The 25,259-nt window shown below is 72.0% G+C and carries 20 protein-coding genes; 4 read left to right on the top strand and 16 right to left on the bottom strand.

Translation table 11 applies throughout. From position 1 onward, the window contains the following. Nucleotides 1–102: 102 nt before the first annotated feature. The 8 genes from VGC13_RS32955 to VGC13_RS32920 all read right to left on the bottom strand — a co-directional run bounded on the left by VGC13_RS32955 (nt 103) and on the right by VGC13_RS32920 (nt 12,332). Entirely contained in the window at nt 103–1,842 is a 1,740-nt protein-coding gene (locus VGC13_RS32955; protein WP_331129614.1) for an asparagine synthase-related protein, read from the bottom strand. Continuing rightward, nucleotides 1,839–2,909, bottom strand: coding sequence for a glycosyltransferase family 9 protein (locus VGC13_RS32950; protein WP_331129613.1), 1,071 nt, complete (start codon nt 2,907–2,909; stop codon nt 1,839–1,841). The genes VGC13_RS32955 and VGC13_RS32950 overlap by 4 nt, the downstream gene beginning before the upstream one ends. Then, nucleotides 2,906–4,660, bottom strand: a complete 1,755-nt coding sequence (locus VGC13_RS32945) for an asparagine synthase-related protein (protein WP_331129612.1) — start codon at nt 4,658–4,660, stop codon at nt 2,906–2,908. The genes VGC13_RS32950 and VGC13_RS32945 overlap by 4 nt, the downstream gene beginning before the upstream one ends. A 243-nt stretch (nt 4,661–4,903) precedes the next feature. Further along, nucleotides 4,904–6,013, bottom strand: coding sequence for a glycosyltransferase (locus tag VGC13_RS32940; protein WP_331129611.1), 1,110 nt, complete (start codon nt 6,011–6,013; stop codon nt 4,904–4,906). Further along, nucleotides 6,010–7,116, bottom strand: coding sequence for a glycosyltransferase (locus VGC13_RS32935; RefSeq protein WP_331129610.1), 1,107 nt, complete (start codon nt 7,114–7,116; stop codon nt 6,010–6,012). The genes VGC13_RS32940 and VGC13_RS32935 overlap by 4 nt, the downstream gene beginning before the upstream one ends. A gap of 64 nt (nt 7,117–7,180) precedes the next feature. After that, nucleotides 7,181–8,317: a glycosyltransferase gene (locus VGC13_RS32930; protein ID WP_331129609.1), complete on the bottom strand. Its 1,137-nt coding sequence runs from the start codon at nt 8,315–8,317 to the stop codon at nt 7,181–7,183. 563 nt (nt 8,318–8,880) lie between these two features. Beyond that, nucleotides 8,881–10,776, bottom strand: coding sequence for an ABC transporter ATP-binding protein (locus VGC13_RS32925; protein ID WP_331129608.1), 1,896 nt, complete (start codon nt 10,774–10,776; stop codon nt 8,881–8,883). After that, nucleotides 10,773–12,332 (bottom strand): bifunctional response regulator/alkaline phosphatase family protein, encoded by a 1,560-nt coding sequence (locus tag VGC13_RS32920; protein WP_331129607.1) that lies wholly within the window; start codon nt 12,330–12,332, stop codon nt 10,773–10,775. Before VGC13_RS32920 ends, VGC13_RS32925 begins: the two co-directional genes overlap by 4 nt. Before the next feature lie 582 nt (nt 12,333–12,914). Here VGC13_RS32920 and VGC13_RS32915 point away from each other — a divergent pair. Beyond that, nucleotides 12,915–13,676, top strand: coding sequence for a lipopolysaccharide kinase InaA family protein (locus tag VGC13_RS32915; protein WP_331129606.1), 762 nt, complete (start codon nt 12,915–12,917; stop codon nt 13,674–13,676). Here the strand turns inward: VGC13_RS32915 and VGC13_RS32910 are convergent. Beyond that, the gene (locus VGC13_RS32910; RefSeq protein WP_331129605.1) at nt 13,637–14,686 is read right to left on the bottom strand and encodes a glycosyltransferase family 9 protein; all 1,050 of its coding nucleotides are present in this window, start codon (nt 14,684–14,686) and stop codon (nt 13,637–13,639) included. The genes VGC13_RS32915 and VGC13_RS32910 overlap by 40 nt on opposite strands. Next, the gene (locus VGC13_RS32905; RefSeq protein WP_331129604.1) at nt 14,683–15,672 is read right to left on the bottom strand and encodes a glycosyltransferase family 9 protein; all 990 of its coding nucleotides are present in this window, start codon (nt 15,670–15,672) and stop codon (nt 14,683–14,685) included. Before VGC13_RS32905 ends, VGC13_RS32910 begins: the two co-directional genes overlap by 4 nt. Before the next feature lie 228 nt (nt 15,673–15,900). Between VGC13_RS32905 and VGC13_RS32900 the strand changes: the two genes are divergently transcribed. Both VGC13_RS32900 and VGC13_RS32895 read left to right on the top strand, forming a co-directional pair. Then, the gene (locus VGC13_RS32900; RefSeq protein ID WP_331129603.1) at nt 15,901–16,122 is read left to right on the top strand and encodes a DUF4254 domain-containing protein; all 222 of its coding nucleotides are present in this window, start codon (nt 15,901–15,903) and stop codon (nt 16,120–16,122) included. After that, complete coding sequence (locus VGC13_RS32895; protein ID WP_331129602.1) at nt 16,115–16,390, top strand: DUF4254 domain-containing protein; 276 nt, start codon at nt 16,115–16,117, stop codon at nt 16,388–16,390. Before VGC13_RS32900 ends, VGC13_RS32895 begins: the two co-directional genes overlap by 8 nt. Before the next feature lie 271 nt (nt 16,391–16,661). Here the strand turns inward: VGC13_RS32895 and VGC13_RS32890 are convergent, their stop codons facing one another. From VGC13_RS32890 to VGC13_RS32865, 6 genes are all read right to left on the bottom strand, one after another. After that, nucleotides 16,662–16,871, bottom strand: coding sequence for a hypothetical protein (locus VGC13_RS32890; RefSeq protein ID WP_331129601.1), 210 nt, complete (start codon nt 16,869–16,871; stop codon nt 16,662–16,664). A gap of 97 nt (nt 16,872–16,968) precedes the next feature. Next, complete coding sequence (locus tag VGC13_RS32885; RefSeq protein WP_331129600.1) at nt 16,969–18,444, bottom strand: amino acid permease; 1,476 nt, start codon at nt 18,442–18,444, stop codon at nt 16,969–16,971. Nucleotides 18,445–18,847: 403 nt separating this feature from the next. Then, entirely contained in the window at nt 18,848–19,537 is a 690-nt protein-coding gene (locus tag VGC13_RS32880) for a response regulator transcription factor (RefSeq protein WP_331129599.1), read from the bottom strand. Beyond that, nucleotides 19,534–21,294 (bottom strand): HAMP domain-containing sensor histidine kinase, encoded by a 1,761-nt coding sequence (locus tag VGC13_RS32875; protein ID WP_331129598.1) that lies wholly within the window; start codon nt 21,292–21,294, stop codon nt 19,534–19,536. The genes VGC13_RS32880 and VGC13_RS32875 overlap by 4 nt, the downstream gene beginning before the upstream one ends. A 442-nt stretch (nt 21,295–21,736) precedes the next feature. After that, a complete protein-coding gene (locus tag VGC13_RS32870) occupies nt 21,737–23,269 on the bottom strand; it encodes a serine hydrolase (protein ID WP_331129597.1) in 1,533 nt (510 codons plus the stop codon). 164 nt (nt 23,270–23,433) lie between these two features. Beyond that, nucleotides 23,434–24,204 carry a dimethylarginine dimethylaminohydrolase family protein gene (locus VGC13_RS32865; protein WP_331129596.1) on the bottom strand — a complete coding sequence of 257 codons (771 nt, stop codon included), beginning with the start codon at nt 24,202–24,204 and terminating at the stop codon, nt 23,434–23,436. A gap of 117 nt (nt 24,205–24,321) precedes the next feature. Between VGC13_RS32865 and VGC13_RS32860 the strand changes: the two genes are divergently transcribed. Then, nucleotides 24,322–25,245 (top strand): 50S ribosomal protein L11 methyltransferase, encoded by a 924-nt coding sequence (locus VGC13_RS32860; protein ID WP_331129595.1) that lies wholly within the window; start codon nt 24,322–24,324, stop codon nt 25,243–25,245. Nucleotides 25,246–25,259: the final 14 nt, after the last annotated feature.

The following is a 25,259-nucleotide window of genomic DNA, read 5'->3' as shown; positions in this document are numbered from 1 at the left end:
GCCCCCGTTTCCGATGGAGATTCTTCGGTCGGCGCACAGGGCTGCTGCGCGTCCCGGATGGTTCGGGGCGGCGCCTTCCTCAGAATGACAGCGATTGGCCAGCTACTCGTCCGCGGCTCTTCGGGTGAGATAGGACAGCTGCAGCAGGATCATCTGACGCAGCGGATGCCACTCGCCGCGGGCGGAGGCGAGCAGCGCGTCGGGCGATGCGTCGGTGAAGACAGTGTGGAGGGGGGAATCCAGGTACTGCTGCTGTTTGGCGACCGCGGCCTCCGAGCGGGCGACGACGCGCCACTTGGGCCAGGGCTGCTGGCGGGCGCGCACCTGGCCGGTCACCAGCGCGCGGACGCCGCGCGTAACGCGCAGGCCGGCAGTCAGCGGCAGGTTGGCCGCCGCGCCGAAGTACGGGAAGCGCCAGCGGGAGTGCGGTACGGCCCACGAGCGGCGGAACAGCGGTTTCATCGCGGCGTGAAAAAGGCGGCGGTGGCGCTTCCACTCGGTCGGGACGGCGGCGGCGAGGGCGACGACGGCGTTGGCGTGGTACGGCTCCTGGCTGGCGAACATCCGCCGGTTGCCGTGCAGGTTCGCGCTGTGCTTGCGCTGCGTGAACGGCCACAGCTTCTCCCACTCCGCCGCCGTCGCAGGCCGCCACTCCGCCAGCCACGCGCGAAACGCCAGCCGCCGCGTGACGACTTCGTCCAGCAGCTCGCGGCGGACGATGGAGGCGGGCGGCAGCGCGAATCCGCCGTCCCCGGCGTCATCCGGCGCGTGCTCGGCCTTGAGGAACGAGTCGGACGACAGGCCGCCGAGCACCACCGGGAAGTCGCGCAGCCCCAGGCGCTCATGGAAGCCCCAGCCGTGCACGTCCATGAACAGGTTGTGCGAGCCGATCATGGACGCGACGGCTTCCATCCCGTCCACGTAGTGGTCCGGCGTCCGCTGGCCGAACGTGAGCGTGGCCCCGTACGCCCGCGCCACGGCCCGCGCCACGCGTACTTCGCGGTTCTCCCAGTCCGCGTAGACGAACGAGCGCACCCGCACCCCCGGCGGCACGGCGCCGAGCACCGCGCGCGCATCCTCCCCGCCGCTCAGCAGCAGCGCGACCTCCGGAACGCCCGCGCAGATCGCCTCCACCTGCTGCACCAGCGCTTCGCGCAGCGCCGCCGCGGCGTCCGCTACGGAGGCGTACGGATTCGCCTCCGCCGGCCGCCAGTACGCGGGAGGCTCGTCAGCCGCGGCGCCGTCCGCGGCGAACGGGAGCGCGGTGGCGGGCGGAAGCTGCCGCACACCGGTGTAGAGCGTGTGCGGATAGGTGCAGGTCAGGTTGACGAGCAGGTCCGCGGCGGAGACGGGATCGATGTCCACATTCCGCCCCGCCGCGCGCGCCACGGCGTCCACGTGGGTGCCCGCGATCCATCCACCCCCATCGTTCCCCCGCGACGCGAAGACGGGGACGAAGGAGCCGACGTCGGTGACGATCATCCCGCCGCCGCGCGCGGTGTCGATGGCCAGCGCGGCAAAGCCGGAGTCGATGCAGTCGAACCAGGCCGCATCCGCACCGCCGCGCAGCAGCGCGTGGACGGCGCGGCGGCGGCCGCCCAGCCGCGAGATCCCCGCCGGCTCCGGCGCCATGCGCACCACCGGATCGCCGATCAGCACGGAGAGCCATCCGCCGTCCTCCACCACCACCTCCGGCGGATCGTGCGGGCCGCGCGCGACGGCCAGCGAGCCCCACGGCCCGTGCCGTTCATCCACCGCCGACACGCGGGCCACGTACCGCTCCAGCGCGCGCCGAAGCTCGCCGTCCGGCCTCCGCGCGGTGGAAAAGAGGAAGTCGCTCATCCGCCCAGCCCGCCCGCGACGTACGGCGCCGCGCGCTGCACGCGCTCCAGCACGTCGTGCACGGTAATCTGCTCCATCCGCCCCTGCTTGGGCGCGAACGCGCTGGGATCGGGGGGGTCGCCGGGATCGGTGTAGCGGTCCACGAACAGGTCCTGGTACTTGCGATACGGCCCCGCGCGCCACGGGCTGGTGTGTCCGTAGAGTCCGATCACCGGCACGTCCAAGGCACGGGCGATGTGCAGCGGCCCCGTGTCGGGCGCAATCACCAGCGCGCATCCGCCGATCATCCACGACATCCGGCGGATGGGGTCGCCCATGGCCCAGAGCGGCGTGGCGGACGCGCCGTCGCTGATCTCGCGCGCCATCCGCACCTCGCGCTCGCCCATCCCGCCCATCAGCACCGTGCGATAGCCGAAGTCGTGCTCCAGCGCGTCCACCACCTGGGCCCAGCGGTCCGGCATCCAGTCCTTGCGGTGGATGGCGGTCGCGGGGATGATGCCCACCAGCGGCCGGTCGACGCCCGCGAAGAACGCGCGCCGCTCGCGCATCTCCTCGTCCGTAAAGGTGATGCGCCACTCCGGCGCGCCCGCGGGCACGCCCAGGTGCGTGGCGAACTCCAGGAACATGTCCACCGTGTGGGCGCGCGGACGCGGCGGGATGTAGTCGTTCGCCGCCAGCCACACGTAGTCGAACGAGCGCCCGCGGTCGAACCCCAGCCGGTGGGGCGCGCGGGAGAAGACCGTGGGCCAGACGGACTTGCCGTAGACGTTCAGGTTCAGCGTCAGGTCAAAGCGGGGCCGTCGCCACATCTCACCCGCCAGCTCGCGCACGCCCCGCGCGCCCTGCCGTCGGCGGTAGATGACGACGTCGTCCACGGAGGGATGCGGGCGCAGCATCACCGACGCCATCGGCTCCACCACCCAGGTGATGTGCAGCGTGGGATCGTAATCCTTGAGCGCGTTGACCAGCGGCAGCCCGTTCACCACGTCGCCCAGCCCGGTCAGCAGCACGATGCACACGCGCCGGCCCTTGCCGCGCTCCCGCTCCATCCACGTCCCCGGCTTCATCCGCCCCTCCGCGTCAGATACGCCAGCTGCAGCGCGGCGACCTGGTGCACCGCCGGCCATTCGCGCACGGCCGCATCCGCCGCGTCCGCCCGCTGGAACACCGCCGCCACGGGGGATGCGGAGACCGGGAAGCGGTCCAGCTCCCGCGCGATGGCGCCGCGCGCCGCCAGCCGCTCCCACACCGGCCACGACTCCTGCTCCACGCCCCACGCCCCCGTCGCCAGCGCGCGCGCGTTACGCAGCAGGCCCAGCGCGGGGCGCACCACCGGCTCCACGGCCCGCGGAAGGTACGGCATGCGGTTGCGCGTGTGCGGCACCCACCACGAGCGGCGCAGGAACGGCCGCACCGCCGCGTGAAAGAGCTTTCGATCGAGCTTCCACCGCTGCGGCACACCCGCGGCGATGCGGACGACGGCGTTGGACTGGAACGGCTCGTGGATACGCATCAGCCTGCGGTTGCCGTGCACGTTGGCGGCGTAGCGGCGCATGGTGAACGGGTAGATGCGCGACCACTCGTCCGCGGATTCCGGCCGCAGCTCCGCCAGCCAGGCGGTGAACGCGTCGCGCCGCTCCGCCACCGCCCGAAGCAGCTCCGCGCGAATGCCCGCCCGCGGCGGCACGCGCGCGGGGCGCGTTCCCGGGGCCGCGCCGGCGTCCAGCTTGCGGCGTGCCCACAGGGCCACGTTGTCCGCCTTCAGCAGCGCGTCGGACGACAGGCCGCCCAGCACCAGCGGCAGCTCGCGGATGCCCAGCCACTCGTGGAACCCGTACGCGTGCGCGTCGATGTACCGGTTCTGCGTCCCCGCCATCCCCGCGAGCGGCGGCATCCATTGCAGGTAGTGCTCGACATCGCGCGGGCGAAAGACCATCTCCACGCCGTACGCGCGCGCCACGCGCCGCGCCGTGCGCACCTCGCGGTTCTCCGACTCCGCGAAGGTAAAGCCGCGCACGCGCACCCCGTCCGGCAATGCGCCCAGCACCGCGCGCGAATCCTCGCCCCCGCTCAGCAGCAGCCCCACGAGCGGATACCCCTCGCACGCCAGCCGCAGATCCTCCAGCAGCGCCTCCCGCAGCGCCGCGGCTGCATCTTCCAGCGACGCGAACGCCGTCTCCTCGCGCGGCGCCCAGCAGGTGCGCGCCGCGCCCTCCCATCCGCCCGCGTGGAAGCGGCGCACGGAAGCCGGCGGCACCTGCCGCACGCCCTCGTACAGCGTGTGCGGCCAGGTGATGGTCTCGTTCGCCAGCAGGTCCGCGGCGGAGACGGGGTCGATGCGGTCCGCGGCGCCGGCCGCGGAGGCGACGGCATCCACGTGCGTCCCCAGCACCAGCTCGCCCGCGCCCTCCGCCGCGTAGACCGGGATCCACGCGAACAGGTCCGTCACCACCGCGCCCGCGCCCGTCGCCGTGTCGATCGAGAGCGCGGCGAAGGTGTTGTCGAGCACAGCATCCCACGCGACCGCGTCCGCCTTTTTCAGCAGCCGGTGGATGGATGCGCGTCGGTCCGTGTCCATCGTGGGTCCCGGCGCCTCCGTCACGGTCCACGCCAGCGGCTCGCCGACCAGGACGGAGATGCGCCCGTCCGCCTCCACCCGCACGTTGGGCGGATCGTGCGGGCCGCGCAGCACCGCAAGCGAGCCCCACTCCCCGTGCCACTCGTCACACGACGCGGCAACGGGTGAGAGGAAACGCATCAGCGCATCGCGCAGCTCACCGGGAGCGCGGCGGCGGGTGGACAAGAGGAAGTCGCTCATACCCAATCGGGAAAAATGTGACTTCCTGAGGGAGCGCACGCGCAGGTCCTGGCGTCTGCACGGACTCCGGCGCGCGACCGAAGGACCTCCTCTCGGCTACGCAGAGGCCAGATCAGGACGCAGAACCAGCCCCTTCGTTCTGCTGGCGAGATCCTTTGGTCGGCGCACCGGATTCCCGGTCAAGGCAAGGTTCAGCGCGGCGCCTCCCTCAGGAAGTCATGCACTCTATTGCCGGATCTGGTATCACGCGGATTTTCCGGCGAGCACCGCCTCGTATCCATCCACCATCCGCTCCGCCGTGAACCAGTGGCCGATGCGCCAGCGCGCCTCCGCCGCCCGCGCGCGCGCCTCGCCGCCGCCCGCGCGCAGGTCCGCCAGCAGCACGCGCAGCCCCGCCGCCAGCGTATCCGCATCCCCCCGCGCGACGATCCAGCCGGCGGGCGGGCGTCCCCCGCCGGGGGCGAGCGCCTGCGCGGTGCCGGGCACGTCCGTCGCCAGCACGGGGAGGGCGGCGGCCATCGCCTCCAGCATCACGTTGGCCATGCTGTCCCTGCGGCTGCTGAGGACGAACGCGTCCGCCGCCGCCAGCAGCCCGGGAAGGTCCCCGCGCTGGCCCAGAAAGTGGACGCGGTCCGCCACGTCGTGCTCCCGCGCCAGCATGGCCAGCGCGTCCGCGGCGGGGCCGGAGCCCGCGACCAGCAGCCGGACGCGCCGGTCCGCCTGCTGATCGAAGGCGCGGATCAGCAGGTCGAAGCCCTTGCGCCGCTCCAGCCCACCCGCCGCCAGCAGCAGCACGTCGTCCGCCGCCGCGCCGATCTCCGCGCGCACCGGCGCCGGCGTGGCGGGTACGGCGGTCACGGCGTTGGGGACCACGTGGATGCGCCCCGCGAGCCCCGGCACCTGCCCCCCGAAGCTCTCCGCCAGGCCGGGCGAGTTGACGATGACCTGGTCGATCTGCTTCAGCAGCCCGCGGCGGTACTTCCACCCCGACGCGCCGGCGGCCGGCACGTCCTGCACCCCGCCGATGCGCTGCACGATGCGCGGCACCCCCGCCGCGCGCGCCGCCAGCGACGCGCCGAAGAGGCGGACCCACGACGTAAGCAGCGCCGCGTCCGGCCGCTCGCGGCGCAGCCACGCCACGAAGGCCAGCCCGCTCAGCACGTCCGCGTCGCCGCGCGGGCGCACGGTGGTCGTCTCCAGGCCCTCGGCGCGGAACGCCGCCTCCACCGGGCCGCCGCCGCGCAGCGAGACGACGACGGCGTGCCCGCGGTCGCGCAGCCCCGTCGCGATCAGCAGCGTCTGCTTTTCGCTGCCGCGAAACTCCACGCCGTCCACGTGCATGGCGACCTTCATCCGCCGCCCCGCGCGCGCCGAACGCCATCCTCCAGCAGCCGCTCCCATTCGTCCAGGAAGCGCTCTTCGCCAAAGCGCCGCTCCGCCCGCTCCCGCGCCGCCTCTCCCATCCGCCGCCGCCCGTCCCCATCGCGCAGCAGACCGCCGATCGCCTGCGCCAGCTCCGCCTCGCCGAAGCCGGTGACGATGCCCGCGGCCGGCTCTCCCGGCGCCGCGTCCAGCGCCTCGCGCGCCCCGCTGACGTCCGTGCTGACGACGGGAAGGCCGAACGCCATCGCCTCCAGCATGGCGTTCGCCAGCCCCTCTCGGTCGGACGAGACGGCGAACAGGTCCAGCGCGTCCAGCACGTCGCCCACGTCGCGGCGAAAGCCGGGCAGGTGCACGCGGTCCGTCATCCCCAGCTCCGCCGCCAGCGCGCGCACCGGCTCCGTCACCGGCCCGTCGCCCGCCAGGAGGCAGTGGGCCGGCTCCGGCAGCAGCGCCAGCGCGCGCAGCAGCCGGTCGAAGCGCTTCTGCCCCGCCAGCCGCGCGACGGAGCCCACGACGAACGCGTCCGCCGGAATCCCCAGCTCGCGCCGCACCGCGCCCGGCTCGCGGGTGCGTGCGGGCGCGCGGACACCGTCCAGGATCGTCACCACCTTCGCGGGATCCAGCCCGGGATCGCCGGCCAGGAAGGGCGGGCGCATGGCGTCGGCGTTCAGCGAGATGGCGTCCACGAAGCGGCGCAGCGCCAGCCGGTAGCGCGCGCCGCGGGCCGGCGTGTCGCCCTGCAGCACGATGCGCTGCACGACGAACGGGGCCCCGGCCAACCGCGCGCCGAGCCCCGAGAGAAAGACTTTCTTGAACGTCGTCAGGATCACCGCGTCGGGCCGCTCCGCCCGCAGCCGCGCCGCCATCCGCACCGCGTCCGGCAGCATGGCGTCGCCGCCGATGCGCTGCACGCTGGTGGGGATGCCGTACGCCGCCGCGCGCGCCGCGTTCTCCTCGTCGCGAAACAGCATCCGTACGCGGTGGCCGCGGCGCTGCAGGCCGGCCAGCAGCAGCACCGTGCCGATCTCCCCCCCGCCGAACACGTTGGAGCTGTTGTGGGCCAGGACGAACATCTAGTGCGTGAGTGCGGGAGTGCGTGAGTGCGTGAGTGGACTCGTCCCGCACCCACGCTCGTCGTCATTCCGCCTGCGCACCGGCCAGCTCTCTCGCACTCGCTTCCCCCGCCTCGAAGTCGCCCGATCCACCCGCCAGCACCCGCTCCCACGCGTCCAGCATGCGCGGAAAGGAGAACAGCTCTCGCGCGCGCCGCCCGGCGGCCGCGGCCATCGCCTGGCGCCGCCCCGCATCCTCCAGCACGCCGCGAATCCCCTCGGCGACGGCGGCGGCGCCGAAGTCCACCACCACGCCGGGCGCGATCCAGTCGTCCCCGCACCGCAGCGCCTCGTCCGTGCCGCTCGCCGGCGTGCAGACCACGGGCACCTCCGCGGCCAGCGCCTCCAGCATGGCGTTGCTCATCCCCTCGCGGTCGGACGTCATCACGAACACGTCCAGCGCACCCAGCACGTCCGCCACGTCCGTCCGCTCGCCCAGGAAGTGCACGCGCGCCGCGATTCCCAGCGTCGCCGCCTGCGCCTGGAGCGCGCCGCGCAGCGCACCGTCGCCGGCGATGATGCACTGCACCTCCTCACCCAGCTGCGCCACCGCGTCGAGCAGCCGGTCCAGCCGCTTCTGCGTCACCAGCCGCGCCACCACGCCCACGCAGGGCGCATCGGGCCCGATGCCCAGCGACGCGCGCACGGCGCCGGGCGGCAGCCGCGGGGCGGGGGGATGCACGGCGTTGGGGATGACGGACAGGCGCCCGGCATCGTACCCCGGCAGCGCGGCGTACGCGGGCTGCAGCCGCTCCGCGACCACCACCACGTGGTCCACCAGCCGGCGGAAGGCGAGGCGGTACTTGAGGTTGCGGGGCACGTCCGTCTCCATCCCCACCCGCGCGACGATGCGCGGCACCCCGGCCAGCCGCCCGGCCAGCCCCGCCAGCCACACCTTCTTGAACATCCCCACCAGCAGCGCGTCCGGCCGCAGCTCCGCCAGCCGGCGCGCCAGGCGCAGGGCGTGGTGCACGGACGCGTCGCCGCCCAGCGGCAGGATCTCGGCGGGAACGCCCAGCGCGCGCGCCGGCCCGGCGACCACGGGATCGTTGCAGAGCAGCAGCACGCGGTGTCCCCGCTGCTGCAGTCCCGCGAGGAGCCGGGCCAGCGCGCGCTCCGCGCCGCCCCAGATGCGGGCCCCGTTGTGTGCGACGATGAACATCGGCTGCGCGAAAGCGCGGGAGTGCGGAGCGGCTCTGCGCGAATGCCGCCGCCCCGCGATTTCCCCAACCTAAACACGCACCCGTCCGAGCGATACCTTTTTTTCGCGCGGTACGACGGAATACGCGCCGGTGGCCGATATCGCACTGCGTCCGCGGGCGCCCCCTCCGCTCGCTCAGGCTCGCACCTCCCCCAAAACTGCTGGGGGAGGTTGGGGTACCGCGGGGATTGGGTGCGGCGAACAGCATCGAACTGCGTCCGCCGGGGGTGCCCCTCCCCCGGCCCCTCCCCGTTCGGTCCTCACGGACAGGGGAGAATTCGATCGCGCTCCGGACGCTGTCGGGCGCGTCACCTCTCCCCCGCGCAGTTTGCGGGGGAGAGGCCGGGAGAGGGGGGCCGCCCACCACCCCGCACCCGACCCAGCCGACGCGCACCACAGCCAGCCCCACCCCCAACCTCCCCCAGCAGTTTTGGGGGAGGTGGGCGAGTAATGCGAGCCCGGAGGGGGCGCCCGCCCCTCGCGCCGCATCCACCGAAGCGCCCCGCGACCCGGTGCGCGCGCTCTCAAGCGCCGCCGGGGGAGGGCACCGGCCGGAGCGCGTCCGTCCCCTCGTACTCCCGCGCCTTCATGCTCTCATCCGCCCCGAACTGCATGTCGTACAGCCGGCGGTACAGGCCGTTGCGCGCCACCAGCTCGTCATGCGTGCCGCGCTCCACGATGCGCCCCGCCTCCAGCACCAGGATCTGGTCCGCGCGCCGCACGGTGGACAGGCGGTGCGCGATCACCAGCACGGTGCGCTCCTCCATCAGCTGCTCGATGGCCTGCTGCACCAGCCGCTCGCTCTCGGTGTCCAGCGCGCTGGTGGCCTCGTCCAGGATCAGGATGGGCGGATTGCGCAGCAGCGCGCGGGCGATGGCGATGCGCTGCCGCTGCCCGCCGGAGAGCCGCGTCCCCTTCTCTCCCAGGACGGTGTCGTACCCTTCCGGCAGGTGGGCGATGAACTCGTGCGCGTTGGCCGCGCGCGCCGCCGCCTCCACCTCCGCCTGCGACGCGTCCGTGCGCCCGTAGGCGATGTTGGAGCGCACCGTGTCGTGGAACAGGATGGTCTCCTGCGTCACGATCCCCAGCAGCCCGCGCAGCTCCGCCAGCTTCAGCGTCCGCACGTCGCGCCCGTCCAGGGTAATGCGCCCGCTCGTGGGGTCGTAGAAGCGGGGCAGCAGGTCCGCCAGCGTGCTCTTCCCCGCCCCGCTGGGTCCGACGAGCGCGACGACCTCGCCCGGACGGATCGTCAGGTCGATGTCGTGCAGCACCGGCGCGTCGGCCGCGTAGTGGAATCCCACCCCCTCGAAGTGCACCGCCTGCCGAAAGCCGTCCACCGGCAGTGCGTCCGCCGCGTCGAACACCTCCACCGGCGCGTCGATCAGCTCGAAGGCGCGGTCCGCCGCCGCCAGCCCGGGCTGCACCGTCGCGGGAAACTGCGCCAGGAACTTGACCGGCGACATCAGCTTTCCCGCGAAGAGGAGGAAGGCGATGAACGTCTCGGGGATCATCGACTTTTCGTACAGCACCAGGTAGCTGCCGTACCACAGCATGGCCAGGATGCTGACGGCCGTGATCATCTCCGTCGCGGGGGTAAAGAAGCGGCGCCAGCGCTCGTTCTTGACCCACGCCCGGTACTGGCCGCGCGTCAGCTTGCGGAAGCGCTCCTCCTCCCACCCCTCGGCGCCGGAGGCCTTCACCAGGCGAATGCCGCTCACCGTCTCCTGGATGTGCGACGCCGTCTCGCCCACCGCGTCCAGCACCTTCAGCACGCCACGCCGCAGCCGCTTTCGCAGCCGCGCCCACAGCCCCAGCATGGGCGGCATGAAGAGGGCGGCCACCAGGGTGAGCTTCCACGAGATCCCCAGCATCACCACCAGGGCAAAGATGGCCTGCATCAGCTCCCACATCAGCTTGGCCAGGTTGCTGGTGGCCAGGCTGCGCATCTGCTCCACGTCGTTGGTGACGCGGCTGATGATCTGCCCCGCGCGCGTCCGCTGAAAGAAGGGAAACCCCAGGCGCAGCAGGTGGCCGTAGATGTCGTTGCGCATGTCGCGCGTCACCCGCCCCTCGACGACGGCGACGGAGACCTGCGACACGTAGTAGGCCACGTTCTTGACCGCGTACACCACGAACAGGAACAGCACCACGTTGCGCAGCGCCGACATCGGCTCGCGCCCGGTGATGGCCCATCCCACCGCCTGGCGAAGGAACTGCACCACGGGGCCGGCGGTGGGGCTGAGGAACGTGTCCAGCCCGCCCATCGCGTCGCCCTGGTTGAAGAGCACGCGAAGAAAGGGGATGAGCAGCGTGTAGCTGAACGCGTCCAGCGCCGCCCACACCGCCATCATCCCGATGGCCAGCGCAAAGAGCCCCTTGTGCGGACCGACGTAGCGAAGGATGCGGAGGTACGTGTTCATCGCGGGGTGAGCAGCGCCACCGGCAGGATCATCTCCTCGGGGCTGATGCCCCCGTGAAGGAACGAGCCGCGGTAGCGCGCCTGGTACTGGCGCAGCTTGGTGGGATAGACGAAGAACACGTCTTCCAGCGCGATCAGGTAGTTGGTCGCCGCCCGCCCGGCGGGAAAGCCCAGCACGCGCTCCTGGTTCGTCGAGAACGCCAGCGACGGATCCTCCGCCCGCAGGTCGTCCCCGAACTTGTAGCGCAGGTTGCTCGTGGTGTCGCGCTTGGCGAACACCGTGGCCGGCCGGTGGCAGTGGATGGAGCCGTGGTCCGTCGTGACCAGCACGGGCACCCCCATCCGCATGGCCTCGCGGATGAGCGCCAGCGCCTCGGAGCGCTCGAACCACTGGCGGGTGAGCGCCCGCAGCGCCTCCTTGTCGCGCGCCACCTCCCACAGCACGGCGCTCTCGGACCGGCCGTGGGTCAGCATGTCGACGAAGTTGAACACCGCCGCCGTCACCCCGGGCTGGGAGAGGTAGCCGGGAAGGCGCTTCAGCACGCGCTCGCCGTCCGCCGCGTCGAACACCTTTTCGTAGTGCACCGGCACGTCGCGGCCCACCAGGCGGTCCACGTGCTCGCGAAAGAGTTCGGCCTCGTTGGCGTTCAGCGAGCCCTCGCCCTCGCGCTGCCACCAGCCGGGAAAGCGCTCCGCCACCCCGTCGGGGTACATGCCGCTGAAGATGGCGTTGCGCGAAAACGGCGTGGCGGTGGGAAGGATGCTGCAGTACAGCGCCTCTTCCACCTGCGCGATCGGCTCCAGCAGCGGAACCAGCGAGCGCCACTGGTCCAGCCGCAGGCAGTCGATGATGATGAACAGCACCGTCCGGTCCTTGCCCAGCAGCGGCGCCAGGTACTGCGGCACGATGTCGACGGAGAGCGGCGGACGCTCGGGATCACCCGAGGTCCAGTGGCCGTAGTCGTCGCACACCCAGCGGCAGAACTCGCGGCGGTAGTCGTCCAGCAGCGTCTCGAGCGAGGCCTGCAGGCCCGTCTCACCCGCTTCGCGCAGGCGCAGCTCCCAGTCAACCAGCTCGGAGTAGGTGTCGCACCACTCCCGCCAGCCTCGCGCGCGCCCCACGTCCGCGTTCATCTCGCGGAATCGCACGGTAAAGTCGCGCGCCATGGCCTGCTGCTGGATCTCGCCGCCCTCCAGCAGCCGCGTGACCACGGAGAGCACCTGCCGCGGCGACGTGGGCTTGACCAGGTAGTCCGCCACCCGCCGGCCGATGGCTTCGGTCATGGTGCGGTCTTCCTCGCTCTTGGTCACCATGACCACGGGCACGCGGGGATCCATGCGGCGGATCTCGTCGAACACCTCCATCCCGGTGCGCCCCGGCATCTGCTCGTCGAGCAGGATCAGGTCGTACCCGGCCAGGCGCACGAGCTCGATGGCGTCGTCACCGTTGCTGGCGGCATCGACGTGGTACCCCCGCCCCTGCATGAACAGCAGGTGCGGGCGCAGCAGGTCGATCTCGTCGTCTACCCACAGGAGGCGTTTGGCGGCAGGTGGCATAGCCTGGAAAGCTACGGGCGCGGGGTTTCCGGGTCAATCGACGGCGGGGACGCCTAACCGCGGGCTAACGGAGTGTGGAAGGCGGATTTGGGCGTGTTGTGGCGGAGGCGCCCCCTCCGGGCTCGCATTACTCGCCCACCTCCCCCAAAACTGCTGGGGGAGGTTGGTGGGGGCCTGGAGGGGAGGTTCGTCGAACCACATCCCACTGGCGCCCGACGGGGCCCCCTCTCCCCCGGCCCCTCCCTCCCGCTGCGCGGGAGAAAGGGGAGAATTCGATCGTGCTTCGAACAACCTCGAACTGCGCCCGCGGGGTGCCCCTCCCCCGGCCCCTCCCCGTTCGTTCCTCACGGAGAGGGGAGAATTCGATCCCGCTCCGGCAGGCTAACGTCCGTGGCCGCTTCCCAACCCGCCACGTGGCAGACACTTTCCTCCACCCCCGCGGCCGCCAGTCCGCGAAGGCGGCCTTCGTGTGGTTGTCGCAGCGAATTCATTCGCCCCTGCCGGCAGAGGCGCCCCTCCCGCTGTTCCGTCCCCATGTAACAGATTTGACACCCCGCCCCGCATCCCGCACCTTGCAGCCCCATGGACTGGAAGACCTACGCGGGCCAGCACGCACTGGCTGACTTCGTCCCCCTGGAGCACGAGGGGGCGCGCATGCTGGTGCGGCAGGGCTACGAAGACGCCGCGCGCCTGCTGGTGGAGTACAGGACGCTCCCCGCCGTCGAGACCCTCGGCGGGGGGCGCGAGGCGCATCCCGTCGTGGTGCTGCCCACGGGCGAAAAGGCCGTGGTGCGGCGCTACCACCGCGGCGGGCTGGTGCAGCGCATCAACTCGTCACGCTACTTCGGTGGCAACCGCGCGTTCGACGAGCTGCGCGCCACGGAGCGCGCCCGCACCGGCGGCGTGCGCACGGCCCGCATCGTCGCAGCGATCGAGCGGCCGCGCACGGTGGGATACACGGCCATGCTGGCCACGCTGCTCATCCCCGGCGCGCGCGACGCGGCGGCGTGGCTGGACGCGGAGCCGGCGGGGCGGCGGATGGAGATGCTGCGCGAGGCGGGGCGGCAGATGGCGGCCATGCACCAGTCCGGCGTGGCCCACCCCGACGTGCACCTGCGCAACCTGCTGGTGGTGGATGCGGACGGCACGCCGGAGGTGTGGCTGCTGGACTTCGACAAGGCGCGCGTGCACGCCGGCATCGTCCCCCGCGCCCGCCGCGCCACGGACCTGCGCCGCCTGGCCCGCTCCGCCAAGAAGCTCAAGGCGGAGATCGGCGCGGAGGGGTGGGCCGCGCTCAGGGACGGCTACGGCGACGGCTGGCCGTCCGGGCTGGAATTGCGGTAGCGCCGCAGCGCCAGCTCCACCTTCTCCATCACCTGCTCCACGGTGATGCGCTCCATCCGCCCCGCCCGGTTGGGCGCCGACACCCCGTAGTCCTCGCCCGGATCGCCGAACGCATCCACCAGCAATTCCTGGTAGCGCCGGTACGGCCCGTATCGCTTCGGGTTCGTGTGCCCCATCAGCGACACCGTCGGCGTGCCGAGCGCGACACCCATGTGCAGCGGACCGGTGTCCGGGCTCACCAGCACGTCCGAGCGGCTGAGCAGATAGGCGAGCCGCCGCAGGTCCCACTCACGCAGGTCCAGCGGCGGGTGCGACGCGGCTGACCTGATCGCCGCCGCCGCGGCCTCCTCGCGCGGCGAGCGCCCGCCCACCAGCACCGTGCGCCCGCCCAGCTCCGCCGCGATGCGGTCCGCCAGCGCGGCGTAGCGCTCCGCCGGCCACTCCTTTTCCGGCTTGGTGGTCCCCACCACCATCGCGACCGTCGGCCCGGGCGCGTCCGGCAGCAGCGGCGCGTAGCGGCCGCCCTCCTCCGCCGTGGGCTCCAGCCCCCACTCCAGGCGGACGGGGACGCCCAGGAAGTCCAGGAACTCCAGGAACTCGTCCTGCACGTGGCCGCGCGGGCGCGCCGGCAGCCGGTGCGTGCTGAACATCCAGGTCAGGTCGCGCGCCCGCGCCCGGTCGTAGCCAACGCGGATCGGCGCCCCCGTCAGCCGGGTGGCGACGCCGGCCTTGAAGTACGCCTGGAGGTTCAGCGCCACGTCGAAGCGCCGCCCCGCCAGCTCCCGCCGCAGCCCCGCGAAGCCCGCCATCCCCTGCTTGCGGGCGACGACCACCACCTCGTCCACGGCCGGATGCCCCTGCACCAGCGCCGCCGAGCCGGGCTGCATGATCCAGGTGATCCGCGCGTCCGGCCGGTGCGCCTTGATGGAGTTGACGACGGGCAGCGTGTGCACCGCGTTCCCCACGGTGCTCATCATCACCACCGCCACGCGGTCCAGGGGAATGCTCATCGGCGGTACGCCCGGTCCCACAGGTCGACCTTTTCCATCACCTGCTCCACGGCGATGCGGCGCGTGCGGCCGGGGCGCTTCTGGATGGAGATGGGATAGTCCTCTCCCGGGTCGCCGTACGCATCGATCAGCAGGTCGTGAAAGCGGCGGTACGGCCCGGTGCGCTTGGGGTTGATGTAGCCCATCAGCGCGATGGTGGGCGTGCCCAGCGCGACGGAGATGTGCATCGGCCCCGTATCCAGCGAGAGGGTGAGCGCGGCGCCGGCCAGGATGCCGACCAGCTCGCGGAACGGCACGCCCAGGGTGCTGATGATGGGATGCTTCGCGCGCGCCAGGATCTCGCGCTCCGTCTCCACCTCCCGCGCCGACCGTCCGCCGACGATCACCGGCTGCAGCCCGTACCGCTCCCACAGCGCGTCGGACACGGCGGCCCAGCGCTCCGGCAGCCACTCCTTTTCCACATGCGTGCTGCCGATCACCAGGCACACCGCCGGCCGCCGCAACCCGGCGAAGAAGGCGCGCTGGGCGTCCAGCTCGTGCGGATACGGCCCCAGCCTCCACTCCACCGGCTCGGATGGAACGCCGAGCACGTCCAGGAACTCGAAGTACTGGTCCTGCACGTGCCGGGGCGCGCGGCGGGGGATCTTTCGATTGGTCACCAGCCAGTTCCAGTCCCGCGCCCGCGCCCGGTCGAAGCCCAGCTTGACCGGCGCACTTGCCAGCGCCGTGACGATGCTCGCCTTGAAGTACACCTGCAGATCGAGGACGACGTCGAAGCGCCGCCCGCCCAGCTTGCCGCGCAGGTCCGCGAACGCGCGCCACCCGCCCTTCCGATCGAACAGGATGATCTCGTCCACGTCCGGGTGCCCGCGCACCAGCGACGCCGGCCCGCCCTGCAGGATCCAGGTGATGCGGATGGCGGGATCGTGCCGCTTGAGCGCGGTGACCACCGGAAGCACGTGGACGGCGTCACCCACGGCGCTCATCATCACGATCAGGACGTGCGCGGACGGCCGAAGCGGGACGGACGGCGGCGGAACAGCAGACAACGGCATTGCGGTGCGGCGGTGGCGCGCGTGCCCGGCAGGCGGGCGGAACGGGCGCGAAGATAGCCGCCGACGGGCGGGCGCGGCAAACGGCGCGGGATGGCGGCGGGCCCGCGCGGCGCGTACATTCGCGCCCGTTACACGGACCCGGGATTTGAAGACTGCGAGATGAACGAGAGCATCGGCACCCTAATCGCGCGCCTGGCCCAGACCAACGTCGAGCTGTGGCATGAGGAGGACAAGGCGCGCACCGACGACGACCACCAGGTGGCCGCCGCCAAGCGCGCGGTCGACAAGCTGAACCAGCAGCGCAACGACCTCATCGAGCGCATCGACGAGGCGGTGATGCAGACGGTGCGCGACGCGCGCGGCGGAGGGGCCGGTGGCTGAGACCGTCGGCTCGCTGGCCGACAAGCTGAGCATCGTGGAGCTGAAGATCTACCACATGCAGGAGCAGGCCGACCGCGCCGACGCCGCCCCGGAGTTCCGCACGCGCTGCTTGGACCGCGCCTCCGTTCTGCGCACCCAGCGCGACGACCTGGCCGAGGAGTTGGCCACGCTGCTGGCCGACATCGCCAGCGGCCGCGTGGTCCCCAAGGTCTACCGCCAGTTCAAGATGTACAACGACCCCCAGTACCGCGCCCCCTCCGCCGGCTGACGCAGCCCCGGCCGATGCGCGATACGACGATGCCGCCCCCGCGAGCCAGCGGGGGCGGCATTTCCTCATCCAGCCGATGCGTTACGGCGTACTCCGCTCCGGCGGGTGCGCGGTCGGTTCCGGGATCTCGGGAGCGTACCGGACCCAGCCAGGAAGCCCGGAAGGCGGCGGCGGCGCGGCGGGCCGCGGCGTCCTGGGGCCGGGATTGCGTCCGCCCTTGCTGTACTTTGCGGGCACAAACGGCGGAACGGGCTCGTCCATGTCGCCTCCTCTATGCTTCCTCAATGATCACCGACTCCTTATACGCCTCACGAAAGCTCGCCAGCAGCAGGTACGTGGAGACGCCGTAGACGAAGGCGCTGGTCAGGAACTGCGGCGTGGTGCGCTCGCGCTGAATGGTGAGCGCGTGCACGATGAGCGCGCACAGCACACCCGGAAAGAACAGCAGCACCACGCGCAGGGTGAGAACCGAAAGCTCCATACACCACCGGGACGATCACGCGGCAAGTGAACAGCGTATACAATATTGCAACTGCCGTCCACTCCGTGCGCAAGCCGTCCCGGCGCGATCGAAATCTCTACGGCACCACCGCCGTCCGCGCCGCCTCGGGTACCACCGCGCCCTCGCGCACCAAGCGCGCGCGGCGGGCGCCGTAGAGAAAGTAGATCAGAAAGCCGAGTGCCAGCCACACCATCAGCCGGATCCAGGTAGCCGCGGGGAGCACCGCCATCTGCAGCAGGCACGTCGCGGCGGCCAGGATGGGCACCCACGGCGTCCACGGGGTGCGGAAGGGGCGCGGCAGGTCCGGACGCGCGCGCCGCAGCACCAGCACGCCGATGGAAACCAGCACGAACGCCAGCAGCGTTCCCATGCTCACCAGCTGGCTCAGGATGCTGATAGGCAGCAGCCCCGCCGCGACCGCCACGATCACCCCGGTGATGGCCGTGCTCAGGTGCGGCGTGCGCAGGCGCGGATGCACCCGCCCGAACACCTCGGGCAGCAGCCCGTCGCGGCTCATGGAAAAGAAGATGCGCGTCTGCCCCAGCAGCGTCACCAGCATGGTGCTGAACAGGCCGAACAGCGCGCTCACCTTCACCACCGGGCTCAGCCACGTCAGCCCCGTGGCATCGATCCCCACCGCCAGCGGGTCCGGCACGTTCAGCCGCGAATAGGGGACGATGCCGATCAGCACCGTGGCCACCATCACGTAGATCACCGTGCAGATGAGCAGCGACCCCAGGATGCCGATGGGCAGGTCGCGCTGCGGATTCTTTGCCTCCTGCGCCGCCGTGGACACCGCGTCGAAGCCCACGTAGGCAAAGAACATGATGGCCGCGCCGCGCAGCACCCCGCTCCACCCGAACGCGCCGAACTCGCCCGTGTTTGGGGGGATGAAGGGCGTCAGGTTGTCGCGGTTGACGTACGAAAACCCGGCGACGATGAACACCAGCAGCACCGCCACTTTCAGCACCACGAGCGCCGTGTTGGTGTTGGCCGATTCGCGGATGCCGACCGTGAGCAGCGCCGCGACCAGCAGCACGATGACAGCGGCGGGAAGGTTGAAGATGCCGCGCACCATCGTGCCGTCCGCCGCCTGCACTACCAGCTCCGGCGACGCCGCCAGCCGCGCGGGGATGCGGATCCCCAGGTCCGCCATGAAGCTGACGAAGTACCCCGACCATCCCACCGCCACCGTCGCCGTGCTCAGCGCGTACTCCAGGATCAGGTCCCACCCGATGATCCAGGCGAAGATCTCGCCCGCGGTGGCGTAGGCGTACGTGTACGCGCTCCCCGCGACCGGAATCATGGAGGCCAGCTCCGCGTAGCACAGCCCCGCCAGCGCGCACGCCAGCGCCGCGATCAGCATGGAGATGACGAGCGCCGGCCCCGCGTGCTGCGACGCCGCCGTCCCCGTCAGCACGAAGATCCCCGTGCCGATGACCGAGCCGATGCCCAGGGTGGTCAGGTTTACCGGCCCCAGCACGCGGTGCAGCGTGGTGGCGCCCGCCTCCTCCTGCAGCCGCGCCATGCTCTTGCGTGTAAACAGCCCCATGTGCGTTCCCTCCGCGAATGGACGTGAGTTGTCTCACGTCCATGCTAGCGGCCAGCGAACGCCCGGGTGTGAAGCCGGCGTAATGCGTTTGTAAGGCTTTGGAGAGGGGGGGAGTGCGTGCTGCTCTGGACGGCGTTTCCGGTAGAACGGGAACACCGGCGCCGGAAGCTGGAGCGCGAGTACCGGGACTGGTCGAGGGCGGGGGGAGGAAAACGCTGAGGCCGCTACCCGGTGGGCAGCGGCCTCGTAACTCCTTCCACAAGCATGGTGGATGAGCTGAAACGAATTTAATGCATCCACCTTTCCACGTCAAGAAAAAAGCCCGCCAAATCAGCAGATTCCGCTCCCATGCCTCACACCCTCACACCCTCACACCCTCACACCCTCACACCCGTTCACCGCGTCACGGCGCCAGCCGGTACCCCGCCTTCCACACCGTCACGATGTGCCGCGGCTCGGCGGGGTCCTCCTCCAGCTTGCGGCGCAGCTGGGCCACGTGCATGTCCACCGTGCGCGTCATCACCGCCGCGCGATGGCCCCACACCTCCGCCAGCAGCTCCAGCCGCGCCGCCACCCCGCCCCGCCGCCGCAGCAGCGCCCACAGCAGGTCGAACTCCTTGGGCGTCAGCGCCACCTCCTCGCCCCGCCGCCGCACCATCCGCGAGCCGGGGTCCACCTCCACCTCGCCAAAGCGCTCCACCGCCGGCGCCGCCGCCGACGCCGCGCCCCCGCCGCCGCGCCGCAGCAGCGCGCCCACGCGCGCCAGCAGCTCCAGCAGGCCGAACGGCTTGGTGACGTAGTCGTCCGCGCCCAGGCGAAAGCCCAGCACCTTGTCCGCCTCCTCCCCGCGCGCCGTCAGGATCAGCACCGGCACCGCGGCGCCCGCCTCGCGCAGCGCCTTGAGGACGCGGTAGCCGTCCATCCCCGGCAGCATCAGGTCCAGGATCAGCAGGTCCGGCCGGGATTCCAGCGCGGCGCGCAGCCCCGCGGCGCCGTCCTCCGCCAGCACCACCTCGTGCCCCTCCAGCTCCAGGCTGGTCATCAGCCCGAAGGCGAGGTTGGCGTTGTCCTCCACCACCAGGATGCGGCTCATCGCGCCCCCGCTTCCACCGGCGCGGCGGCCGGCACCACGTCTTCCTCCCCCGGCGGCCCGGCGTACGTGGCGCCGGGCAGCTCCACCACGAAGCGGGCGCCGCCGCCGGGCGCATCCTCCACCCAGGCGCGGCCCCCGTGCAGATCCACCAGGTCCCTGACCACCGCCAAGCCGATCCCGCTGCCGCCCACCGCCGCGTCCGCCTCGCGGTCCAGGCGGCGGTACGCCTGCGAGATGCGCACGCGGTCCTCCGGCGGCACGCCGGGGCCGGAATCGCGCACCCAGATGCGGACGGCAAAGCCCACCACCGCCATCCCCACCTGCACCGTCTGGCCGCGCGGGCCGTACTTGGCCGCGTTGTCCAGCAGGTTCAGCAGCACCTGCCGGAGCGCGTCGCGGTCCACGCGGGCCACCACCCCCGGCTCCACGCGGGTGGCGAACTCCACGTCGCGGGCCAGCGGCGCGAACGCGTCCACCACCTCCGTCACCAGCGCCCCCACCTCCACCGGCTGGGGCGAAAGGCGGCTGGCGTCGCGCTGGCCGCGCGAGAAGTGGAGGATGTTCTCCACCAGGTACGTCAGCCGGCGCGATTCTTCGTTGATGATGCGCACCGAGCGCGCGCGCTGGCCGGAGTCGCCCAGGCGGCCGGACTCAAGCAGGTCGGCGAACAGGCGGATCTGCGCCAGCGGCGTGCGCAGCTCGTGCGACACGCCGCTGACGAAGTCGTCGCGCAGCCGCACCAGCTCCTGCTGCCGCCGCAGCTGCACCACCGCCACGCAGAACAGCGCCAGCGCCAGGCCGAACACCACCAGCAGCAGCGGCTGCCGCGACTCCGGCATTCCTTCCCCCACCCGCTCCGCCGCCAGCTCCGGCCGAACGGAGACGCGCGCGTTCAGTGGAACCAGCAGCCCGCCCAGCCCGCCCGACACCGCGCCGCGCGGCATGGCCTCGGGGCCGATGGAGCCCACCTTGGCGTCCACCCAGGCCGCGTCGCGGCTGGCGGCCGCCGGAAAGCGGTACAGCTCCTCCCCCGCGGGCGCCGTGACCACCACCGCGACCGTCTGCCGGTTGTCGAGCCCCCTCCGTACCGTGTTCGACAGGAGGGGAGACCCGTTCAGCACCTCGCGCACCGCCGGCGCGGCCACCCGCCATCCGTCCACCACCATCCCGTACCCCCGCACCCGGCCGCCCTGCACGGCGCGGGTCTGGAACACCAGGATCTCGCGCGAGGCCGCGCCGCCCGCCGGCGTGATCATCACCGTGTCGGCGTTGCGGATGCGCGCCGGCGGCGGGCCCACCATCGGCAGCCAGGCGCCCCGCTCCAGCCGCGCGCGCAGGGCAGGCGTCAGTCCCTCTCCGGAAACGCGGTGGCCGCCCTGCACCGGGTCCACGCGGAACACCGCCGTCACCGCGTCCGCACAGCGGCACGCCGCCAGCGCGGCGCGCGCGCCCGCGGCATAGTCCGCCAGGGCGCGGGCATCATCCCCCCGCGCCTCCGCCGCCGCCAGCGCCCGGCCCGCCTGTACCGCGGCATCGACCAGCCAGTCCGCCAGCACCTCGTCGCCGCGGCGTGAGAGCTCCTCCCGCGCCACATCCGCGTACGCCCGCAGCGTGCGGTCGGTGGAGCGTGCCTCCGCGCGGGCGGCGTCGAGCGCCTGGTATCCCAGCACGGCGAAAAGCCCCAGCATCAGCAGCAGGAGCCCGATCAGAAAGGCGGAGCCGGGGGCCAGGCGAGACGAGCGGCGGGGCAGGCTCATCCGTGGGGAGGTCAGGGAGGGATCATGAATGGGGCGATGACGTTCATCATCGCCCCATTCAGGTTAATCATTCATGCCCGCATCGTGCCAGCGGCGGATGTAATGCTTTCGTAAATCTCCACCGCGCCGGGAAGGCGCGCATCCGACGTTCGCCCGTGAGAAGATTGCCGCCAGTTCAGCGGTTCGGCGACGTGGATCGAACTGGCGCCCGACCTGGCCCCCTCTCCCCCGCGGAGCGAGAGAAAGGGGAGAATTCGACCCCCGCTCAGGACGGTCTACGACATGGCGCTTCCCCTTCGCCAACCACGCGGCAGATACTTGCCCATACCGAAGAGCCGCCAGTCTGCGAAGGCAGACTTCGTGTGGTTGTTGCAGCGAATTTATTCGCCATTGCAGGCCTCCGCCGCCGAGTCCGCCGACCGCGAACCCCATCCGCACCCCCTTACCGCGCCCCTGCGGCCTCCGGCTCCGGCTCGCGCGCCAGCTCCTGCCCGTCGCTCCGCACCCATCCCACCCGGCCTTCGGGATCGATGCTGAAGGTCAGAAAGCTCGTCCCCAGCGACACGTCGGCCCAGCGGGCGCGGAACACGTCGTAGTGCCAGTGCTCCAGCTCCCCCGCGATTGCGCCGCCCGCCATACTGGCGACCAGGCGCCCGTCCCGCACCGACACCGTCAGGCGTCCGACGAGGCTGTCCGGGTCCGCGTAGGTGCCGGCGTACGCGTCCAGCGCCAGCGAGGGCCTCGTGCCCTCCACGCGCCGTGACTCGCGCTCGCGCCGCGCCGCCTCCCCGCGCGCCTCCATCGCCTGGTACAGCGGCCGCAGCTCCGCGCTCCAGTCGCGCGGCGGGCCGCCCAGGTACGCGTCGATGATGCGGTACATCAGCGCGTGCCGAAGCTCCGCGTGGTCCAGGTTGATGAGCACAACCAGCCCCAGCCGCTCCTCGGGCACCATCGCCACCAGCGCCGTCATCCCGTCGATGCTCCCCGTGTGCATCGCCAGCTGGCGCCCGCGGTAGTCCTGCATGAACCAGCCGAGCCCGTACGCCGTGAAGTGCGGGTTGGCCAGCCGCGCCGCCGGGTAGTACTGGTCACGGGGGATGATGAACTGCGGCGTCAGCATCTCTCGGTGCTGCACCGGGGTCACCAGCCGCTCGCCGTCCGCCTCCCCGCCCGCCAGCTGAAAGCGGATCCACCGCGCCACGTCGTGCACGGACGAGTTCATGGCCCCCGCCGGGCCGATGTTGTCGAAGTCGCGGTAGGCGATGGGGCGAACGGCGCCGTCCACCTTCAGGTGCGGCGTGGCCACGTTGCCACGCGCGTCCAGCCCCGCGAATCCCGTCAGCGTCTCCCGCATCCCCAGCGGCTCCAGGATGCGCCGCCGCACGAACTCGCCCCACGGCATCCCCGACGCCGACTGCACCACCTGCCCCGCCACCATGTACGCGTTGTTGTTGTACTGGTAGCGCGACCGCGGCGCGGCGAACGGCCGCAGAAAGCGCATGCGCCGCAGGATCTCTTCCGTGCTGCTTCCCGACGCGTACCACAGGAAGTCCGAGTTGGGCAGCCCGGTGCGGTGCGTCAGCAGGTCGCGCACGGTCAGCTCGCCGGACAGGCTGGGGTCCGCCAGCTGGAACGCGGGAACGTGCAGCGACACGGGATCGTCCCAGCGCACCTTTCCGTCGTCCACCAGCATGGCGATGGCCGTGGCCGTGAACGCCTTGGTGGTGGACGCGATGGCGAACGAGGTGTGCTCGTCCACCGGCTCGCTGCGCCCCAGCGTCCGCGTCCCGAACCCGCGCGCGAACACCACCGAATCGTCCTTCACCACCGCGAGCGCCAGCCCCGGCACGCCCCAGTCGCGCATCCCCTGCTCCACGTACCCCTCCAGCCCGCGCAGCGGCCCCCGCGGCTGCGCATCCGCGCCCTCCACCAGGGCGTGGATGGCGACCAGCGACACGCCGAGCGCCCGGCGCATACCAGGTGCGGCGCATCGGGTGGAGGATGACGGACGGGTGCGGACGGGATTGCTCATCGGGATGACACGTGCGGGGGAGACGGGTTCGGCCGGGAACCCGTGCTTCGGTGGATGCGGAAGATTGTAGACCGACGGATGCGGCGCGGCAATCCGGCGGATGACCTCTACCAGAGCAGTGACAGGCAGGTGAGCGAGCCGTCGCCCTTCTCGAACTCGGAGATCTGCAGCGGCACCACCGTCACGCCGTGCCGCTCGCCGAAGGCGCGCAGGCGGGCCTCGGTGCGCGGATTTCCCGCCGCGACCAGCAGGTGGTCGTTCACGCGCAGGCAGTTGGCGGCCACCGGCTCCCCTTCTTCCGCGAAGATCACCTCATCCACAGGAAACAGGTCCAGCCCCGGGCAGTCGCGGAGCGCGGCCAGCGTCCCGTTCCCCAGGTAGGTGACCGCCGTCTTCAGGTGCAGGTAGCGGTCGACGGGGATGGGGACGACGCGCCGCCCCGCCGGCCGCAGGAATGCCCGCAGCGCCTCCACGCCCGCCTCGTTCGTCCGCGCCGTCACGCCGACGAAGGTCGTGTCCTCCACGTGCAGCACGTCCCCGCCCTCCAGCGTGGCGCCCGCGGGGAGCGGCACCGTCTGGTGCCACTGCCGCAGCGCCGCCTCCACGGGCGCCGGCTCGCCCGCGCGGTGCGGCGCCAGCCGGCCGATGAGCGCGCGGGGCGGCACCACGACGGCGGGGTCCTCCACGAACACGCAGTCGGCCCACGCCTCGTCCGCGTCCAGCAGGTGCACCGCCACCCCCGCCGCTCGCAGCGCGTCCGCGTACGCCGCGTGCTGCGCCCGCGCCCGCCCGAGGTCGATGGAGATGCCGTGCGCCTGGTAGAAGGGCGCGTACGCGTCCGGCACCCGCCGCATCACCGCCGTGGTCTTCTCGCGCACTTGTTGCACCCTGGTCTGGCCCGTAGGTTCGGCTCCGCGGCAAGATGCCGCCCCCCGGCGGCGGCGGCAACGGCTCGCGGCGGCAATCTTCATCTCCTGGAACGCGGACCGGCCCACGTGACCACCCTGGACGCAACCGTGGTGCAGCTGCACACGCGGATGCTGAACGACCAGCCCCGCACCCAGCGGTTCATCTCCGCCATCGCCGAGGTCGTGCGCCCCGGCGACGTGGTGGTGGACCTGGGCACCGGCACCGGCATCCTGGCCATGGCCGCGGCCCGCGCCGGCGCGCGGAAGGTGTACGCCATCGAAGCCGGCCCCGTGGGTCCCATCGCGCGCAAGCTGTTCGCCGCCAACGGCCTGGCGGACCGCATCGAGCTGGTGGAGGGCTACTCCACCGACATCGACCTTCCCGAGCGCGCCGACGTGCTGGTCACGGAGACCTTCGGCAACAGCCCGCTCTCCGAAGAGGTGATGGAGATCGTGGTGGACGCCCGCGGCCGGTTTCTGAAGCCGGACGCGCGCGTGGTCCCCGGCTCCGTGCGCGTCTTCGGCACGCCCATCACCGTCCCGCCCAAGGACAGGAGCCAGTTCCTGTTCACCCCCGACCGGCTGGAGACCTGGCGCGAGTGGTACGGGCTGGACTTTACCCCGCTGGGCGGGGTGGACCGCAACGCGCTGCTCACGCACTGGCTGGACTGCCGCAAGGTGGTGGACTGGCAGTCCCTCGCCGACGCCGCCCCGCTGGCCGACATCGACCTCACCTCCGTCAGCGACGCCGCCGTCCGCGGCACGGCGGACGTGCCCGTGCTCAGGAACGGGGTCCTGAGCGGCGTGGCCATCCACTTCGACCTGCGCCTGAGCCCCGGCGTCAGCCACTCCACCGACGCGTGGCAGTCGGACGCGGACAACCACTGGCTGGTCCCCATCTACTTCTTCGTCGAGCCCATGGACGTCCGCCGCGGCGACGTCCTGGAGCTCAGCTACAGCTACGACCCCGCCGACAAGGAAGAGTGGATCGACGTCCGTCTGAAGCCGTAGGCGTCAGCACCTGG

Origin of the sequence: Longimicrobium sp., assembly GCF_036399255.1 — a bacterium.
GTDB lineage: Bacteria > Gemmatimonadota > Gemmatimonadetes > Longimicrobiales > Longimicrobiaceae > Longimicrobium.
This window is presented reverse-complemented; position numbering and strand designations above follow the sequence as displayed.

Coding starts and splice junctions, on each gene's coding strand:
- VGC13_RS32910 (WP_331129605.1), bottom strand. CDS start 14,686: ATGAGCATTCCCCTGGACCGCGTGGCGGTGGTGATGATGAGCACCGTG.
- VGC13_RS32920 (WP_331129607.1), bottom strand. CDS start 12,332: ATGCCACCTGCCGCCAAACGCCTCCTGTGGGTAGACGACGAGATCGAC.
- VGC13_RS32870 (WP_331129597.1), bottom strand. CDS start 23,269: ATGCGCCGGGCGCTCGGCGTGTCGCTGGTCGCCATCCACGCCCTGGTG.
- VGC13_RS32945 (WP_331129612.1), bottom strand. CDS start 4,660: ATGAGCGACTTCCTCTTGTCCACCCGCCGCCGCGCTCCCGGTGAGCTG.
- VGC13_RS32950 (WP_331129613.1), bottom strand. CDS start 2,909: ATGAAGCCGGGGACGTGGATGGAGCGGGAGCGCGGCAAGGGCCGGCGC.
- VGC13_RS32890 (WP_331129601.1), bottom strand. CDS start 16,871: ATGGAGCTTTCGGTTCTCACCCTGCGCGTGGTGCTGCTGTTCTTTCCG.
- VGC13_RS32875 (WP_331129598.1), bottom strand. CDS start 21,294: ATGAGCCTGCCCCGCCGCTCGTCTCGCCTGGCCCCCGGCTCCGCCTTT.
- VGC13_RS32955 (WP_331129614.1), bottom strand. CDS start 1,842: ATGAGCGACTTCCTCTTTTCCACCGCGCGGAGGCCGGACGGCGAGCTT.
- VGC13_RS32880 (WP_331129599.1), bottom strand. CDS start 19,537: ATGAGCCGCATCCTGGTGGTGGAGGACAACGCCAACCTCGCCTTCGGG.
- VGC13_RS32925 (WP_331129608.1), bottom strand. CDS start 10,776: ATGAACACGTACCTCCGCATCCTTCGCTACGTCGGTCCGCACAAGGGG.
- VGC13_RS32930 (WP_331129609.1), bottom strand. CDS start 8,317: ATGTTCATCGTCGCACACAACGGGGCCCGCATCTGGGGCGGCGCGGAG.
- VGC13_RS32900 (WP_331129603.1), top strand. CDS start 15,901: ATGAACGAGAGCATCGGCACCCTAATCGCGCGCCTGGCCCAGACCAAC.
- VGC13_RS32940 (WP_331129611.1), bottom strand. CDS start 6,013: ATGAAGGTCGCCATGCACGTGGACGGCGTGGAGTTTCGCGGCAGCGAA.
- VGC13_RS32905 (WP_331129604.1), bottom strand. CDS start 15,672: ATGAGCGCCGTGGGTGACGCCGTCCACGTGCTTCCGGTGGTCACCGCG.
- VGC13_RS32885 (WP_331129600.1), bottom strand. CDS start 18,444: ATGGGGCTGTTTACACGCAAGAGCATGGCGCGGCTGCAGGAGGAGGCG.
- VGC13_RS32935 (WP_331129610.1), bottom strand. CDS start 7,116: ATGTTCGTCCTGGCCCACAACAGCTCCAACGTGTTCGGCGGGGGGGAG.
- VGC13_RS32915 (WP_331129606.1), top strand. CDS start 12,915: ATGGACTGGAAGACCTACGCGGGCCAGCACGCACTGGCTGACTTCGTC.